The following is a 13,230-nucleotide window of genomic DNA, read 5'->3' as shown; positions in this document are numbered from 1 at the left end:
GAAACCCACGAGGCCGGCAGGACCTGTGCTGTACTTCGGTACGGAAGCACGACCAGGGGGTGGCATGACCGACGGCGCGACGGACGATCGAGCCGACTCCGACGCGCGCACCGAGGCCCTGTCGGCACTGCTGCAGACCGAGGACGCCGGGATCCAGAACGCCTCCCAGGTCAGCATGGCCCTGGTCGGCATCGTGATCGCCTATCTCCCGGTGTCGCTGTTCGCCGTCTACCAGGACGAGTTCCCGACCGGGCTGATCGGCTACCTGCCCTGGCCGGTCGTGTTCCTGATGCTGTACCAGACGGTCATGATCGCCGGCACCTCGCGGCGGGCCCGCTCGGCCCGGCTGCTCGAGGACGAGTTGATCAAGATCGCCGGCCTGACCGAGTCCTCCCGCCGCGGGCTGATCGGGTCCCGGGCCCGGAACCCGATCACCAACCTCTACACGATCGTGCAGGAGCGCGGCGACCGCTGGGTGTCCCGCTACATCGCCGCCCTGCTGCCGTTCCTCGGCCTCTACGCGCTCGGCGTCGTCTACACGTTCTTCATGTGTATCGAGGCGGCCCGGCTGAACCCGGACTACCCGGCCCGGTTCTGGGTGGTGATCATCCCGGTGCTCGGCTCGGTGCTGCTCTGGTCGGTCTTCGCCGACTCGGCGATGAGCTACTTCACGCCACGGTACAAGATCAACATCTGGGTGCCGGTGGCCGCCCTGACCGGGATCTGGCTGCAGGCCCAGCAACCGGACCTGACCACGCCGGTGCCCCTGCTGTTCTCGGTGGTCAGCGCCGCGCTGGTCACCCTGGCGACGTTCGCCAGGCCGCTGCAACCGCCGGGCTACCAGGTGATCCTGCGGTCCGGCGTGGCCGGCATCGTGCTGTCCGCGCTGGCGTACTGGCTGGTCATGGTGCCGACCCAGGGGCTGCGGACCGACGAGCCGACGATGTGGGCGAACATCTCGATGCACCTGGCCACGCCGCTGGTGGTGCTGCTCGGGATCCGGGCCGGCCAGGCGGCCCTGAAGCCGCTGACGCTGCGCCAGGTGCTGGCGATGATGATCCTCCCGCTCGCGTACGTGATCACGCTGTGGTCCGCCAACGCGGCGTTCGGCGTGCCGATCCCGTACTTCTTCCTCGACCCGCACCAGACGCCGCTCGGTGTCATCGCCGTCATCTGCGTGGCCGTGGCCGGCTTCTACGTCGGCGTCGGCCTGATCGACCGGCTGGTGGCGCAACGGCGCTCCCGTCGCACCGCCACCTCTTGACGCGGCGCCGGCCGTCTCATACCGTTCCCTCAATTACGGCGTGCATTAACGGCAAAATAGGTGGTCCTGAATGTCCGATGTCGTGCGTCGAGTGGCCCTCCTCGCCTCCCTCGTCCTCGCCCTCAGCGGGCTTGCGGTCAGTTCCGCGGTCGCCGAGCCCGCGGCGAGCCCGGTCGTCACGGACCTGGGCCCGGCCTCCTCGGTCACCTCGACCGGCGTCGCCGAACAGGTCGGCGACCTGATCTGGACCGCCACCTCCGGCGTCTCCCCGGTCCGGGTCGGCGCCTTCGACCCCGCCAGCGGCAGGGTCGAGCGGACCGTCGACCTGCCGACCGGCGCCGGCGTCTGGGCGATGGCCCATGTCGGCACCGACCTCTACGTCGGCACCTACACCCCCGGCGACCTGTACAAGATCGACACCGGCACCGGGACGCTGACCAAGGTCGCCGACTTCGGCTCCTTCATCTGGTCGCTGGCCGCCGCGCCGGACGGCGTCATCGTCGCCGGCACCTACCCGGACGCCGGCGTACACAGCTACGACCCGGCGACCGGGGCCACCCGCAGCTACGGCACGGTGGCGCCCGGCGAGCAGTACGTCCGCAGCATCGCCGTCGACGAGCAGACGATCTACGCCGGCATCGGCTCGCACGCGAAGTTGATCACCGTCGACCGGGCCAGCGGCGCGACGGCGAACGTGCTGCCGGCCGGCTACGCCGATCGCACCTTCGTGGCCACCCTCGCCCTGGAGGGCGACCGGCTGGCCGCGGGGCTGTCGCCGACCGGCACGATGTTGATCTTCGACACCGACGACCTGGGTGCGCCGGTCGAGGTGCAGGCGCCCGGCGGCGATCAGTACGTCACCGCGATCAGCCACGACCCGGCCACCGGCGACGTCTACTTCGGCACCCGGGCCTCCGGGACGCTCTACCGGGTCCCGGCCGGCAGCAGCACGCCGGAGCGGCTCGGGCAGCCGTACGACGGCGCCTACTTCAACAAGATCCTGATCGACGGCGATCAACTCCGGGCCAGCCTGACCAGCCAGATCGTCAGCTACGACAAGGCCACCGGCACCTTCAGCGGCGTCGACCTCGGCCAGGCCGGTCTGCCGCCGGCACCGGAGCTGGCCATGCAGATCGCCGCCACCGAGGACACCGTCCTGGTCAGCGGCAAGGCGGGCATCCAGGTGCACGACCTCGCGGCGGGCACGAACAGCCGGACCTTCCTGCCCGGCGAGGCGAAGACGATGACGCCGATCGGCGACCGGCTCTATCTCGGCGTGTACACGCTGGCCCGGCTGTGGTCGATGCGGCCGGACGGGACCGAGCTGGCCGAGCTGGACCGGATCGAGAACGAGCAGACCCGGCCCACCGATGCCTGGTACGACGCCGGATCGGGTCGGCTGCTGATCGCCACCGAGGCCGACTACGGCAAGATCAACGGCGCCCTGGCCGACTACCGGCTCTCCGACGGGAGGCTCACCGTGCGGCGCGGGATCGTGCCGAACCAGTCGCTCAAGTCGGTCGCGGTCAAGGACGGGATCGCCTTCCTGGGAAGCGAGACCCGCAACAGCCTGGGCACCGACCCGATCGAGAAGGAGGCCACCGTCTCCCGCTTCGATCTCCGCACCGGCAAGGTGCTCGGCCAGTTCGCTCCGGTGCCCGGTGCGCAGCAGATCACCGACCTGATGCCGTACCGCGGCCGGATCTACGGCACCACGGAGAAGGGCGATCTGTTCGTCCTCGACCCGAGCGGCCGGCGGGTCGTCGCGACCGCCAAGATCGGCACCGGCGCCAGCACCCTGGTGCTCGCCCGAGGCGGACTGTACGGCACCGACGGCAAGCGGCTGTTCACGATCACCGACGGCACCAGCCCGGTGATCACCACCGTCGTCGACGGCCTGAACGCCCAGGCCTACGCGGTCGGGCTGATCGCCGTGGCTCCGGACGGCCGGACGCTCTACACGATCAAGGGCCGCAACCTGATCGCCGTCACGCGTTTCTGAGCTCGCCGGTCAGACGTCGAGCAGGAAGCGCTGAGCCGGGGAGATCCGGTCGTGGACCGACTTCCGGATGTACTCGGCCTGGTTCAGCTGCTGCGGCTCGTCGCGCCGGCAGAACGACATCGTCATCCCGCGGCGTCGCTGCGCGGTCCGGTTCAGCGTGCCGCCGTGCCAGACGTGGGCGTTGAAGATGATCACCGAGCCGGCCGGCGCCAGGGCCAGGATCTGATCCGGGTGATCGTCCGTGGTCCGCTCCAGGTCGTCGGTCGGCCAGCGGCCGGACCGGTGCGTGCCCGGCACGATCCGGGTCGCACCGTTGTCCTCGGTGAAGTCGTCCAGCAGCCACATCGAGTTGAGGATGTGGAAGTCGCCGTCCGGCACGGCCCCGCCCCAGTCACCGTGCAGACCCTGCTGGCCCTGCCCGGGCAGCGTGGCTCGGTAGTTCAGCGAGTTGACCCGGAACTCCTCGCCGAGCACCTGCCGAGCCGCGCTCAGCACCGCCGGGTCGGTGTAGCAGCGCTCGAACATCTCGCCCTTGTTGAGCAGGTCGGCCAGCGCCGCGACGCCCGCGCCCTGCGGCACCTCGTGACCGGCCGCCGAGCCCTCCGACACGAGCAGTTCGTCGGTCCGCTCCCGGAACGCCTGGAGCAGGTCGTCCGGCATGTGGTTGATCAACGGGAGGTAGCCGTCCTCGTCCAACTGCTTGCGCTGGGCGGGGCTCAGGCTGTCCTCGGTGACGCCCAGGTCGGCCAGGGCGTCGGCGGTGCGGTACGTGCTCACGGATGGTCCTCCTCGATCGCTGCGTTGCCGTCAAGCTCACCATCCGGCACCGGCCCGGGCCAATGCATCGATCGGCACTGATCATGCACGGATCGCCAATCCGGGCTGCGTGATTCGCAAGCTCACGGTTAATCTCGTGTTCGTGGGCATGCATCAGGCACCATCGTCGGGCAGGGTCTCGATGCTGTCCGTCGGCGCCTACGCGGCCGGCCGCGGGCAGCACGCGGCTCCGCACCGGCACGCCGGCTGGAAGGTCACGTACTACCGGACCGGCCGGATCGACTCGATCGTCGACGGCGTGCGCTACGCCGCCCGGCCCGGCACCGTGCTGGTGCTGCGGCCGAACGCGAGCCACGAGGAGGTCGCGCACACGGCCTACGCGAACTACTACCTGCTGCTGGCCGCGCCGGACGACCAGGCCTGGCCGGACGAGTGCTCCGGCCAGGCCGCCCAGGAAGTGGGCCAACACCTGGCCGCGCTGGTCCGGGAGGACACCCGGCCGGACCGCCGCAGCCCGGAGTTGATCAAGGCCCTGGTCACCTGCGTCGACCTGACCCTGCAGCGGCAGCACCCGGACCTGCGGCCCGAGCCGGCCGAGGAACTCGTCCGCGGCGTGGAGCAGGTCTTCGAGGAGCGTTACGCGGAACGGATCTCGGTGGCCGCGACCGCCCGCGAGGCCGGCGTCTCGGTGTCCGGCCTGCGCCAGCACTTCGTCGCCCGGCGCGGCCTGCCGCCCCAGGCCGCCCTGCTCGCCGTCCGAGTGCGCCGCGCCCTGGACCTGCTGCGCACCTCCGACCTGACCCTCCCGGTGATCGCCGACCGCTGCGGCTTCGCCTCGGCCAGCCACCTGAGCCGAGTGATCAAGAACGAGACCGGCAGCCCGCCCGGCCGACTGCGCACCCTGGGCACCGGCTCACGACGTTCGCCCCTTGCTTGAGCTCAGAAACCCAGCCGGTTCAACTGCTTGGCGTCGCGCTGCCACTCCTTGACCACCTTGACCTTGAGGTCGAGGAAGACCGGGGTGCCGAGCAGGGCCTCGATCTGCTTGCGGGCGGCGGTGCCGATCTCGCGCAGCCGGGCGCCGCGGTGGCCGATGACGATGCCCTTCTGCGAGTCGCGTTCGACGACCATCGAGGCGTACACGTCGAGCAGCGGCTTGTCCTTCGCCCGCCCTTCGCGCAGACCCATCTCGTCGATCATCACGGTGATCGAGTGCGGCAGCTCGTCCCGGACGCCCTCCAGCGCGGCCTCCCGAATCAGTTCCGCGACCAGGGTCTCCTCCGGCTCGTCGGTGATCTCACCGTCCGGATAGAGCGGCGGGCCGGCCGGGAGCAGCCCGGACAGGACGCCGGCCAGCACCTCGAGTTGATCACCGGTGGTCGCCGAGACCGGGACGATCTCGGCCCACCTGATGCCCAGTTCCTCTTCCAGGGCAGCGATCCGGACCAGGTGCTCGGCCATCCGCTGCTTACTGACCAGGTCCGCCTTGGTGGCGATCCCGACCAGGGTCGGCCGCTTGGGCAGCTCCGCGATCTCCTTGACCAGGTACGTGTCGCCGGGGCCGATCCGCTGATTGGCCGGCAGACAGACGCCGATCACGTCCACCTCGGACCAGGTGGTCCGGACCACGTCGTTCAGCCGCTCGCCGAGCAGCGTCCGCGGCTTGTGCAGACCGGGCGTGTCGATCAAGATCAACTGCGCGTCCGGCCGGTGCACGATCCCGCGGATCGCGTGCCGGGTGGTCTGCGGCTTGGACGAGGCGATCGCGATCTTGCTGCCGACCAGCGCGTTGGTCAGGGTCGACTTGCCGGCGTTGGGCCGGCCGACGAAGCAGGCGAAGCCGGACCGGTGCTGGGTCTCGGCGCCCTCCGGCTCAGTCACGGACGTTTCCCTGCGGATCGGCGACCAGCAGGGTCACCGCGTCGCCGCCCAGGTCGGCGATCACCGCCCGATCGGCGTCGGTCAGCGATCCCTCGCCGACCAGCGCCACCGCCTCGAGTCCGGGCGCCCCGGAGGACACGCCCATGGCGATCGCGACGGACACCGCCGACAGCTTCAGATGCGGCAGGTCGACCGTCGTCGCGGCATAGGTCCGGCCGTCCGTGTCACGGATGCAGGCCCCCTCCGCCGCGCCGGTCCGGGCCCGCGCCGCCCGGGCCAGCGTGATGATCTTGGCGTCTTCCGGATTCCCGGTCATGGTCAGGTCGCCCTCGCCGTCGTGTCCACTGCCGCCGCTTCCGCCGCCTCGTCCGGCCGGTGCTCCTCGACCTGACGGACCACGACGGTGCCGATCCGGTTCCGCCGGCCGGTCGACCGGTCGGCGACCAGTTCCAGGCCGTGGTACGTCACCGTCGAGCCGACGATCGGCACCTTGTTGAGCAGCTTCGCCATCAGCCCGCCCACGGTGTCGACGTCCTCCTCGTCGAGCTCGAGCGAGAACAGGTCGCCGAGCTCGTCCACGCCGAGCCGGGACGAGACCCGGTAGCGGCCGTCGGCGAGCTGGGTGACGTCGGTGTTCTCCTCGTCGTACTCGTCGGTGATCTCGCCGACGATCTCCTCCAGGATGTCCTCGATCGTGGCCATCCCGGCGGTGCCGCCGAACTCGTCCACGACGATCACCAGGTGGGTCCGGTTCAGCTGCATCTCGCGCAGCAGTTCGTCGACCGGCTTGGAGTCCGGGCACCATTCCGGGTTCCGCATCAGCGAGGCGACCCGTTCGGTGGTCTCCGCCTTCGGATGGTCGTACACCCGCTTGATCGCGTCCTTGAGGTAGAGCACGCCGACCACGTCGTCCAGCCCGCCCTCGCCGGTCACCGGGATCCGGCTGAAGCCGGACCGCAGCGCCAGCGACATGGCCTGCCGCAGCGTCTTGTTGCTCTCGATGAACACCATGTCCGTCCGCGGCACCATCACCTCGCGGACGATCGTGTCGCCGAGCTCGAACACCGAGTGGATCATCCGGCGCTCGCCGGATTCGATCACCTCGCTCGCCTCGGCGAGGTCGACCAGCTCGCGCAGCTCCGCCTCGGAGGCGAACGGGCCCTCGGAGAACCCCTTGCCCGGCGTCAGGGCGTTGCCGATCATGATCAACAACCGGGACAGCGGGCCGAGCACCCGGGTCAGCGCGACCAGCGGCCCGGCGAACAGGCAGGCCACCCGATCATGGTGCTGGCGGCCCAGCGTGCGCGGCGCGACGCCCCAGAGCACGTACGAGATGACGATCATGGAACCGGCCGAGATCAGCACACCCTGCCAGGTCAGGCCGAAGACGCCGAAGAAGACGAGCGCGACCAGCACGATCGCGCTGATCTCGAACACGATCCGCAGGAACAGCGCCGTGTTCAGATAGCGCGGCGGGTCCTCAACGATCTTGCGCACCCGGAGCGCGCCGGGCCGGCCGTCCGCGACGAGCTTGTCGGCCCGGCTGCGCGAGAACGACGACAACGCTGCTTCGGCGGCTGCCATCAGACCGGCCAGAATGGCCAGCAGCAAGGCGATCCCGAGCTGAACCAGATATTGGCTCACCGTGATCAACTCCGGCGGCGGGCTTCGGCCCAGCCCGCGATGATCTTGTCCTTGAGGCCGAACATCTCCGCCTTCTCGTCCGGCGTCGCGTGGTCGTACCCGAGCAGGTGCAGCAGGCCGTGCACCAGCAGGTACTCGGCCTCGGCCTCCGGGGTCCGACCGTGCTCGGCGGCCTGCCGGCTGGTCACCTCGGGGCACAGCACGATGTCGCCGAGCAGACCGTCCGGCGGCTCCTCGTCGTCCGCCGGCGGCCGCAGCTCGTCCATCGGGAACGACAGCACGTCGGTCGGGCCGTCCTCGCCCATGTACTTCTGGTGGTACGCGCTCATGGCATCCGTGTCGACCAGGAGGATCGACAGCTCGGCCTGCGGATGGATCCGCAGTTCGTCCAGCGCGTAGCGGGCCAACCGGACCAGGCCGGTACTGTCGGCCTCCAATCCGGACTCGTTGCTGATGTCTATGGTCATCGTCGTCGCCTGCCGGGTCGTCTCATCAACGGGGGCGCTGCGCCTCGAATCGATCGTAGGCCGCCACGATCCGGCCGACCAGCTTGTGCCGGACGACGTCGTGGTTGGTCAGCGCGCAGAAGGCGATGTCGTCGACGTTGTCCAGAATCCCCTGGACCGCCTTCAGCCCGCTCTTGCTGCCGCCGGGCAGGTCGATCTGGGTGACATCGCCGGTGACCACCATCTTGGCCCCGAACCCGAGCCGGGTCAGGAACATCTTCATCTGCTCCATCGAGGTGTTCTGCGCCTCGTCGAGGATGATGAACGCGTCGTTCAACGTACGGCCGCGCATGTAGGCCAGCGGCGCCACCTCGATGGTGCCGGCGGTCAGCAGCCGCGGGATCGAGTCCGGGTCGATCATGTCGTGCAGCGCGTCGTAGAGCGGCCGCAGGTAGGGATCGATCTTCTCGTTCAGCGTGCCGGGCAGGAAGCCCAGGTGCTCGCCCGCCTCGACCGCCGGCCGGGTCAGGATGATCCGGTTGACCTGCTTGCTCTGCAGCGCCTGCACCGCCTTGGCCATCGCCAGGTACGTCTTGCCGGTGCCGGCCGGGCCGATCCCGAAGACGACCGTGTGCTGGTCGATCGCGTCGACGTACCGCTTCTGGTTCAGGGTCTTCGGCCGGATGGTCTTGCCCCGGTTGGACAGGATGTTCTGGGTCAGCACCTCAGCCGGCCGGGCGTCCTCGCGAGCGCTCAGCATGGAGCAGATCCGCTCCACCGCGTCGGCGGTCAGGCCCTGGCCGGTGCGCAGCACGGCGACCAGCTCGGTGAACACCTCGACCGCGAGCGTGACCGCGGCGGGCTGCCCGGTCAGCGTGATCTCGTTGCCCCGGACGTGGATCTCGGCGTCCAGGTCGCGCTCGAGAATGCGCAGGAACTCGTCGGCCGAGCCGAGCACGTTGACCATCTCGATCGAGTTCGGGATCGTGATCCGGCGCGTGTTGGCGCCCGCAGCCGTCGCGGCCTGGCCCGCAGTGGCCAGCGTGGCCGGTTGATCGTGACTAGTCAGGGGTTGTCCTCGGTCGATTTACGTAACGGTCCAGCCATCCTAATCAAGATCCGGCGACCTCTCCAACGAGAAGTTCCCGGTCCTCCCGCTCAGGAGCCGGCCGGAACCGCACGCCGGTGCCGGTGCGGCGTGGTGGTCAGCCAGATCGACTCCGCGGCGGCCAGGCCGAGGTCGAGTTGTTCCGGCTCGTCGGCGCCGGACTCGCGGGTGATCGCCAGGGAGCCGGCGAACCTGCGGTGCTCGTCGACCGTGATGTGCGTGTCGAGGACCAGCCGGCGGGTGTCCAGGTAGCGCAGCAGTTCGGCGTCGTCGTCCAGGATCCGCGCGATGAAGCCGCAGTGCCCCGGTTCGACCTCGGAGAGTTGCTGCGCCTGCGGCCGGTCGATCCGGCCCGCCGCGTCCGGGATCGGGTCGCCGTGCGGGTCACGGCCCGGGTGGCCGAGGTCGGTGTCGATCCGGTCGATGAAGAGCTGCGACACCGAGTGCTCGAGGTTCTCGGCCTCGTCGTGCACCTCGTCCCAGCCGTAGCCGAGCCGGACCACGAGATAGGTCTCCAGCAGCCGGTGCCGGCGCACCATCTGGACCGCTGCGGTACGGCCCTCGACGCTCAACTGGATCGCGCCGTACGGGGTGTGGTCGATCAGGCCGAGCGACGCGAGCTTCTTGATGTTGCCCGAGACCGTCGACGGGGAGACGCCGAGCCGACCGGCCAGCGCGTTGGTGCTGACCGGGTCGTCGGACCACTCCTGACACTTCCAGATGAGTTTCAGGTAGTCCTGCGCCATCGGCGAGAGCTCGGCCACCGTCATCGTGGTCAGTCTAGTGGCGCTGCACCGGCGGGCCGAGGGCGCTCGGTACGGCGTACCGGACGGTAAAGTTTGGCGAGCCGAAAAATATCGTGCATGCTTGGTGAATGGTGAGCCCGAAGGAGTTGGCCCGCGGCCTGGTCGCCGTGCTGGCCACCGTGCTCGTGATCGTCGGCCTGACCGGCTTCGGTACTTCCATCACCGCCCCGGACGCCGTGCTGCGGAGCAGCCTGGCCCTGCTCGCCGGCCTGCTCGCCCTCGCCTGGCTGCTCCGCCACGAGCGTGCCCGTCGCGCGCCGGCTCCGCGCCGGATCCCGGCCGACCACCGCTGAACTGCACCACGATCCCTGAGCTTGTCGATGGGCGAGCCAGATCGGGTTCGGCACTTCGACAGGCTCAGTGCGCGGCAACATCCGGCGTCAGGTGAGCCGGGACTCGCCCATCCGGAGGAAGAGGTCGACCGCCTCTTCGCTGCCTTCGAGGCTCCAGTGGCTCAGTTGGCCGAGCGTCACGTTGGCCCAGTAGGCGGGCAGCAGGTCCGGCTCGATCAGGTCTTCGACGACCGCGTCGAGGCGCTCCCACGCGGACGGCTCGACGGCGCCGGGATAGACCAGGCTCCAGTAGAGGTCGATGTAGATCCGGACCAGGGCGAACCGGCGGTCGCCGCGTTCGACACCCCAGTTCCAGTCCACGACGCCGGTGACCCGGCCGGCTTCGTACAGGACGTTGCCGAGGGTGAGGTCCGGGTGCAGGACGTCGTCGCCGTCGATCCGCAGCGGGGCCGACTCCCCCACCTCGCGGATCCGGTCGAGGATCCGGCGGGCTCGCGGTCCGTGCTCGCGGAGCAGGGCGACGGCCCGCGGATCCCAGGCGTCCTCCCGGATGCCGAGGTCCGGCACCGGCACATCCTCCCGGTCGGCGAGCAGGCCGGCGAACCGTTCGTTGATCTCGACCATGGCGTCGATCGTGGTGGCGTCCAGCCGCTCCGCCGGACGGCCCGGCAGTCGCTCCTGGACGATCGCGACCACCCCGCCGCCGAGCTCGACGACCAGGTCGTGCCGCGGTACGGGCAGGCCGTCCGCTCGCAGCCCGGCCAGCACGTCCGCGGTCTGCCGCACCCGCTCCAGCGAGGCCGGTGACCGGGTCAGCACGCCCGGCCGCCCGTCCGGCCAGCTGACGTACACCGCACCGCCGGAGTCACCGTGATCGGCCACCCCGACCAGGGTCAGCCCGGCACCGGTACCGGCATTGACCGCGGCCACCTGCCCGGCCGGATCGAGCCCGCCGTCACCCCGCGCCAGCTGCCGCGCGACGTCGCCGTCCGTACCGCCGCTCATCGCGACGTACAGCGGCTCACACGTCCCCGTTCTCGTCCGGGACGACGTGCACCGCGGCCTCTTCCGCGCTCGCGCCGGCGCCGTCGATCCCGACGTCCTCGCCGATCAGCGTCGACTCGTCGTCCTCGCCGATGCCGCCGTTCGGGTCCACCAGGCGACCGGCCCGCGACTCGCCGACCTCGCCGTCGTCGAGATACTCGCCGCCGTCGTCGTCCTCCTCGGGCACCTCGCTGTCGAGCCGCTCGTCGAGGGTCGAGTCCTCGTCGAGGTTCCGCCACCGCTCCGGCGGCGAGTAGCCCTCGTCCAGGACGTCCTCGACGCCGCGATCGTCGAGCGTGTCCTCCGGCTGGCGCTGATCGAGTTGCTCGGACTGATCGGGCACTTCCTTGTCGTACGAACTCATGGCGCCAACATAGCCATCGTCACAGTGTGTCGGGAATGGCGTAGCGGCCCTTGAGCAGCGGCTCGACCTTGTCCTTCAGCCCGTCCAGCACCTCCTTCGCCGGCCGCGAACCCGTCGCGATCTCCTGCATCGCGGGGGTCACCACCTCCTGGATCGCCGGGACATTCTTCAGTGTCTGCGTCCAGTCGCGGGTCGCGTGGTCGAGCCGGTAGTCCACCGCCGCGGTCCGGTACTCGGGCGGATGGACCTCGTTGCCGATCCAGGAGTCGATCGCGGCGTCGTCGGAGTAGTACTTGGTCTCCACCGGCATCCACAGGCCCTGGGCGAACAGGTCGCTGTTCGACCCGTCCACGCTGTAGACGTACAGCTCGATCGCCTGCTCCGGCGACGCCGTGTTCGCCGACATCACCCGGCAACTGCCGGCCTCCATGGTGAACGGCTCCTGGTACGACGGCAGCACGCCGACGCCGTAGTCGAGGTCGCTCTTGCCCAGGTCCAGCAGGGTCCACTGCCCGTCGACCACCATTGCCACCCGCTTGGTCTGCAGCAGCACGGTCGTGGTCGGCGCGTTCGCGCCGTCGACCCCGCCCAGTTGGGCCGGGCCGGGCGCGACCCGGTGCCGGTACATCAGGTCCTGCAGGTTCTGGAACACCTCGACGCACTCGGGACTGTTCAGCGTGTACCTCATCCCGGTCTCGTCGGTGAGGTCGCCGCCGTTGCTGCGGATCAACGGGTACCAGGTCCACTGGGTCGTCACCGGCGCCGAGACCCCGAACTGCCGGACGTTCTTCGCGTCGAACCCGGACTCGGTCGGATTGCGGCCTTCTTGATCAAGGGTCAACCGGGTCGCGGTCTCCAGCAGCTGGTCCCAGGACCAGGCCTGGTCGGCGACCGCGGGCGGGGTCGGCACTCCGTCGCCGAACAGCGCCCGGTTGTACCAGAGCAGGGTGATCTCGCTGGCCGCCGGAGTCCCGGCGACCAACTCATCCTCGAGCCAGAAGAAGTTCGCCGGCTTCCGGTCGGAGAGCTGCGGGAACTTCTCGATGTACGGATACAGGTTGGCGATCTTGCCCTGCTCCATCAGCCGGTACGCGGTCGGCGCGTCCATGTAGGCGACGTCGGGAAGATCATCGCTGGCGACCAGGGTGTTGACCTTCGTCTGGTAGTCGCCGGGCACATGGATCGGCTCGACCTCCGTACCAGCATGGCTCTCCTCGAACCCCTTCAGCATCTGCTCGATCGCGGTCTTCTCGAACGCGGACCCCCAGAACATGAACTGGAGGCGTGCCGGACCGCCACCACCGCCTCCGCCGTCCCCGGCGTCGCGGCTCGAGGTCCCACCACAGCCGGCCAGGCCGGCGGCCGCTGCCGCGGAGGCGATCCCGGCCGTGCGCAGAAAGCTCCGGCGGCTCCGGGGCGGCAATTCGATCTTGGTCATGACTTCTCCTCCGGGCGGCGGGCTTCGGCCTCGAAGGTCCGCGCTGTCGCGGTTCGACCCACCCGCCGACCAACACCGATCCTTCGTTCTCCGCCGTTGTCCGGCCAGGTCCAATTCCGGCCTCTCGGCCCGGAATGGCCGTCTCTTCGTGCCGTCTCGTGAT

14 protein-coding genes are annotated in these 13,230 nt (G+C 69.8%); 4 read left to right on the top strand and 10 right to left on the bottom strand.

Translation table 11 applies throughout. The features are described from left to right. Positions 1-64 precede the first annotated feature (64 nt). Both AC6CCG_RS08615 and AC6CCG_RS08610 read left to right on the top strand, forming a co-directional pair. A complete protein-coding gene (locus AC6CCG_RS08615; RefSeq protein ID WP_496654079.1) occupies positions 65-1,264 on the top strand; it encodes a hypothetical protein in 1,200 nt (399 codons plus the stop codon). Positions 1,265-1,334: 70 nt separating this feature from the next. Beyond that, positions 1,335-3,266 (top strand): hypothetical protein, encoded by a 1,932-nt coding sequence (locus AC6CCG_RS08610; protein WP_496654078.1) that lies wholly within the window; start codon positions 1,335-1,337, stop codon positions 3,264-3,266. A 9-nt stretch (positions 3,267-3,275) separates the two neighbouring features. Here the strand turns inward: AC6CCG_RS08610 and AC6CCG_RS08605 are convergent, their stop codons facing one another. After that, positions 3,276-4,043 (bottom strand): phytanoyl-CoA dioxygenase family protein, encoded by a 768-nt coding sequence (locus AC6CCG_RS08605; protein WP_496654077.1) that lies wholly within the window; start codon positions 4,041-4,043, stop codon positions 3,276-3,278. Between the two features lie 148 nt (positions 4,044-4,191). On the opposite strand from AC6CCG_RS08605, the gene AC6CCG_RS08600 reads away from it, so the two are divergent. Then, on the top strand, positions 4,192-4,980 hold the full coding sequence (locus AC6CCG_RS08600) for a helix-turn-helix domain-containing protein (RefSeq protein ID WP_496654404.1): 789 nt from the start codon (positions 4,192-4,194) through the stop codon (positions 4,978-4,980). Positions 4,981-4,982: 2 nt separating this feature from the next. Here AC6CCG_RS08600 and era read toward each other — a convergent pair whose 3' ends face one another. The 6 genes from era to AC6CCG_RS08570 form a co-directional block, all read right to left on the bottom strand. Then, the gene (gene era, locus AC6CCG_RS08595; RefSeq protein ID WP_496654076.1) at positions 4,983-5,924 is read right to left on the bottom strand and encodes a GTPase Era; all 942 of its coding nucleotides are present in this window, start codon (positions 5,922-5,924) and stop codon (positions 4,983-4,985) included. Continuing rightward, positions 5,917-6,240 carry a cytidine deaminase-like protein gene (locus AC6CCG_RS08590; protein WP_496654075.1) on the bottom strand — a complete coding sequence of 108 codons (324 nt, stop codon included), beginning with the start codon at positions 6,238-6,240 and terminating at the stop codon, positions 5,917-5,919. The genes era and AC6CCG_RS08590 overlap by 8 nt, the downstream gene beginning before the upstream one ends. A gap of 2 nt (positions 6,241-6,242) precedes the next feature. After that, positions 6,243-7,568, bottom strand: a complete 1,326-nt coding sequence (locus AC6CCG_RS08585) for a hemolysin family protein (RefSeq protein WP_496654074.1) — start codon at positions 7,566-7,568, stop codon at positions 6,243-6,245. Between the two features lie 5 nt (positions 7,569-7,573). After that, positions 7,574-8,035 carry an rRNA maturation RNase YbeY gene (gene ybeY, locus AC6CCG_RS08580; RefSeq protein ID WP_496654073.1) on the bottom strand — a complete coding sequence of 154 codons (462 nt, stop codon included), beginning with the start codon at positions 8,033-8,035 and terminating at the stop codon, positions 7,574-7,576. A gap of 25 nt (positions 8,036-8,060) precedes the next feature. Next, positions 8,061-8,981, bottom strand: a complete 921-nt coding sequence (locus AC6CCG_RS08575) for a PhoH family protein (RefSeq protein ID WP_496654072.1) — start codon at positions 8,979-8,981, stop codon at positions 8,061-8,063. A 191-nt stretch (positions 8,982-9,172) separates the two neighbouring features. After that, a complete protein-coding gene (locus AC6CCG_RS08570; protein ID WP_496654071.1) occupies positions 9,173-9,892 on the bottom strand; it encodes a metal-dependent transcriptional regulator in 720 nt (239 codons plus the stop codon). A gap of 104 nt (positions 9,893-9,996) precedes the next feature. On the opposite strand from AC6CCG_RS08570, the gene AC6CCG_RS08565 reads away from it, so the two are divergent. Then, a complete protein-coding gene (locus AC6CCG_RS08565; protein WP_496654070.1) occupies positions 9,997-10,221 on the top strand; it encodes a hypothetical protein in 225 nt (74 codons plus the stop codon). Positions 10,222-10,308: 87 nt separating this feature from the next. Here AC6CCG_RS08565 and AC6CCG_RS08560 read toward each other — a convergent pair whose 3' ends face one another. The 3 genes from AC6CCG_RS08560 to AC6CCG_RS08550 are packed head-to-tail and all read right to left on the bottom strand — an operon-like array spanning position 10,309 to position 13,067. Beyond that, positions 10,309-11,226 (bottom strand): phosphotransferase, encoded by a 918-nt coding sequence (locus AC6CCG_RS08560; RefSeq protein WP_496654069.1) that lies wholly within the window; start codon positions 11,224-11,226, stop codon positions 10,309-10,311. Positions 11,227-11,242: 16 nt separating this feature from the next. Continuing rightward, positions 11,243-11,629: a DUF5709 domain-containing protein gene (locus AC6CCG_RS08555; RefSeq protein WP_496654068.1), complete on the bottom strand. Its 387-nt coding sequence runs from the start codon at positions 11,627-11,629 to the stop codon at positions 11,243-11,245. Between the two features lie 19 nt (positions 11,630-11,648). After that, positions 11,649-13,067 carry an ABC transporter substrate-binding protein gene (locus tag AC6CCG_RS08550; RefSeq protein WP_496654067.1) on the bottom strand — a complete coding sequence of 473 codons (1,419 nt, stop codon included), beginning with the start codon at positions 13,065-13,067 and terminating at the stop codon, positions 11,649-11,651. Between the last annotated feature and the right edge of the window lie 163 nt (positions 13,068-13,230).

The organism is Microlunatus sp. YIM B11417 (assembly GCF_059617205.1).
The sequence above is the reverse complement of the archived record's forward strand: the minus strand, read 5'-3'. Positions and strand labels throughout refer to the sequence as shown.

Excerpts from the sequence above, each read along its gene's own strand:
- AC6CCG_RS08615 (WP_496654079.1), top strand. The coding sequence starts at position 65 with ATGACCGACGGCGCGACGGACGATCGAGCCGACTCCGACGCGCGCACC.
- AC6CCG_RS08610 (WP_496654078.1), top strand. The coding sequence starts at position 1,335 with ATGTCCGATGTCGTGCGTCGAGTGGCCCTCCTCGCCTCCCTCGTCCTC.
- AC6CCG_RS08600 (WP_496654404.1), top strand. The coding sequence starts at position 4,192 with ATGCATCAGGCACCATCGTCGGGCAGGGTCTCGATGCTGTCCGTCGGC.
- AC6CCG_RS08590 (WP_496654075.1), bottom strand. The coding sequence starts at position 6,240 with ATGACCGGGAATCCGGAAGACGCCAAGATCATCACGCTGGCCCGGGCG.
- ybeY (WP_496654073.1), bottom strand. The coding sequence starts at position 8,035 with ATGACCATAGACATCAGCAACGAGTCCGGATTGGAGGCCGACAGTACC.
- AC6CCG_RS08575 (WP_496654072.1), bottom strand. The coding sequence starts at position 8,981 with ATGGTCAACGTGCTCGGCTCGGCCGACGAGTTCCTGCGCATTCTCGAG.
- AC6CCG_RS08570 (WP_496654071.1), bottom strand. The coding sequence starts at position 9,892 with ATGACGGTGGCCGAGCTCTCGCCGATGGCGCAGGACTACCTGAAACTC.
- AC6CCG_RS08565 (WP_496654070.1), top strand. The coding sequence starts at position 9,997 with ATGGTGAGCCCGAAGGAGTTGGCCCGCGGCCTGGTCGCCGTGCTGGCC.
- AC6CCG_RS08560 (WP_496654069.1), bottom strand. The coding sequence starts at position 11,226 with ATGAGCGGCGGTACGGACGGCGACGTCGCGCGGCAGCTGGCGCGGGGT.
- AC6CCG_RS08555 (WP_496654068.1), bottom strand. The coding sequence starts at position 11,629 with ATGAGTTCGTACGACAAGGAAGTGCCCGATCAGTCCGAGCAACTCGAT.
- AC6CCG_RS08550 (WP_496654067.1), bottom strand. The coding sequence starts at position 13,067 with ATGACCAAGATCGAATTGCCGCCCCGGAGCCGCCGGAGCTTTCTGCGC.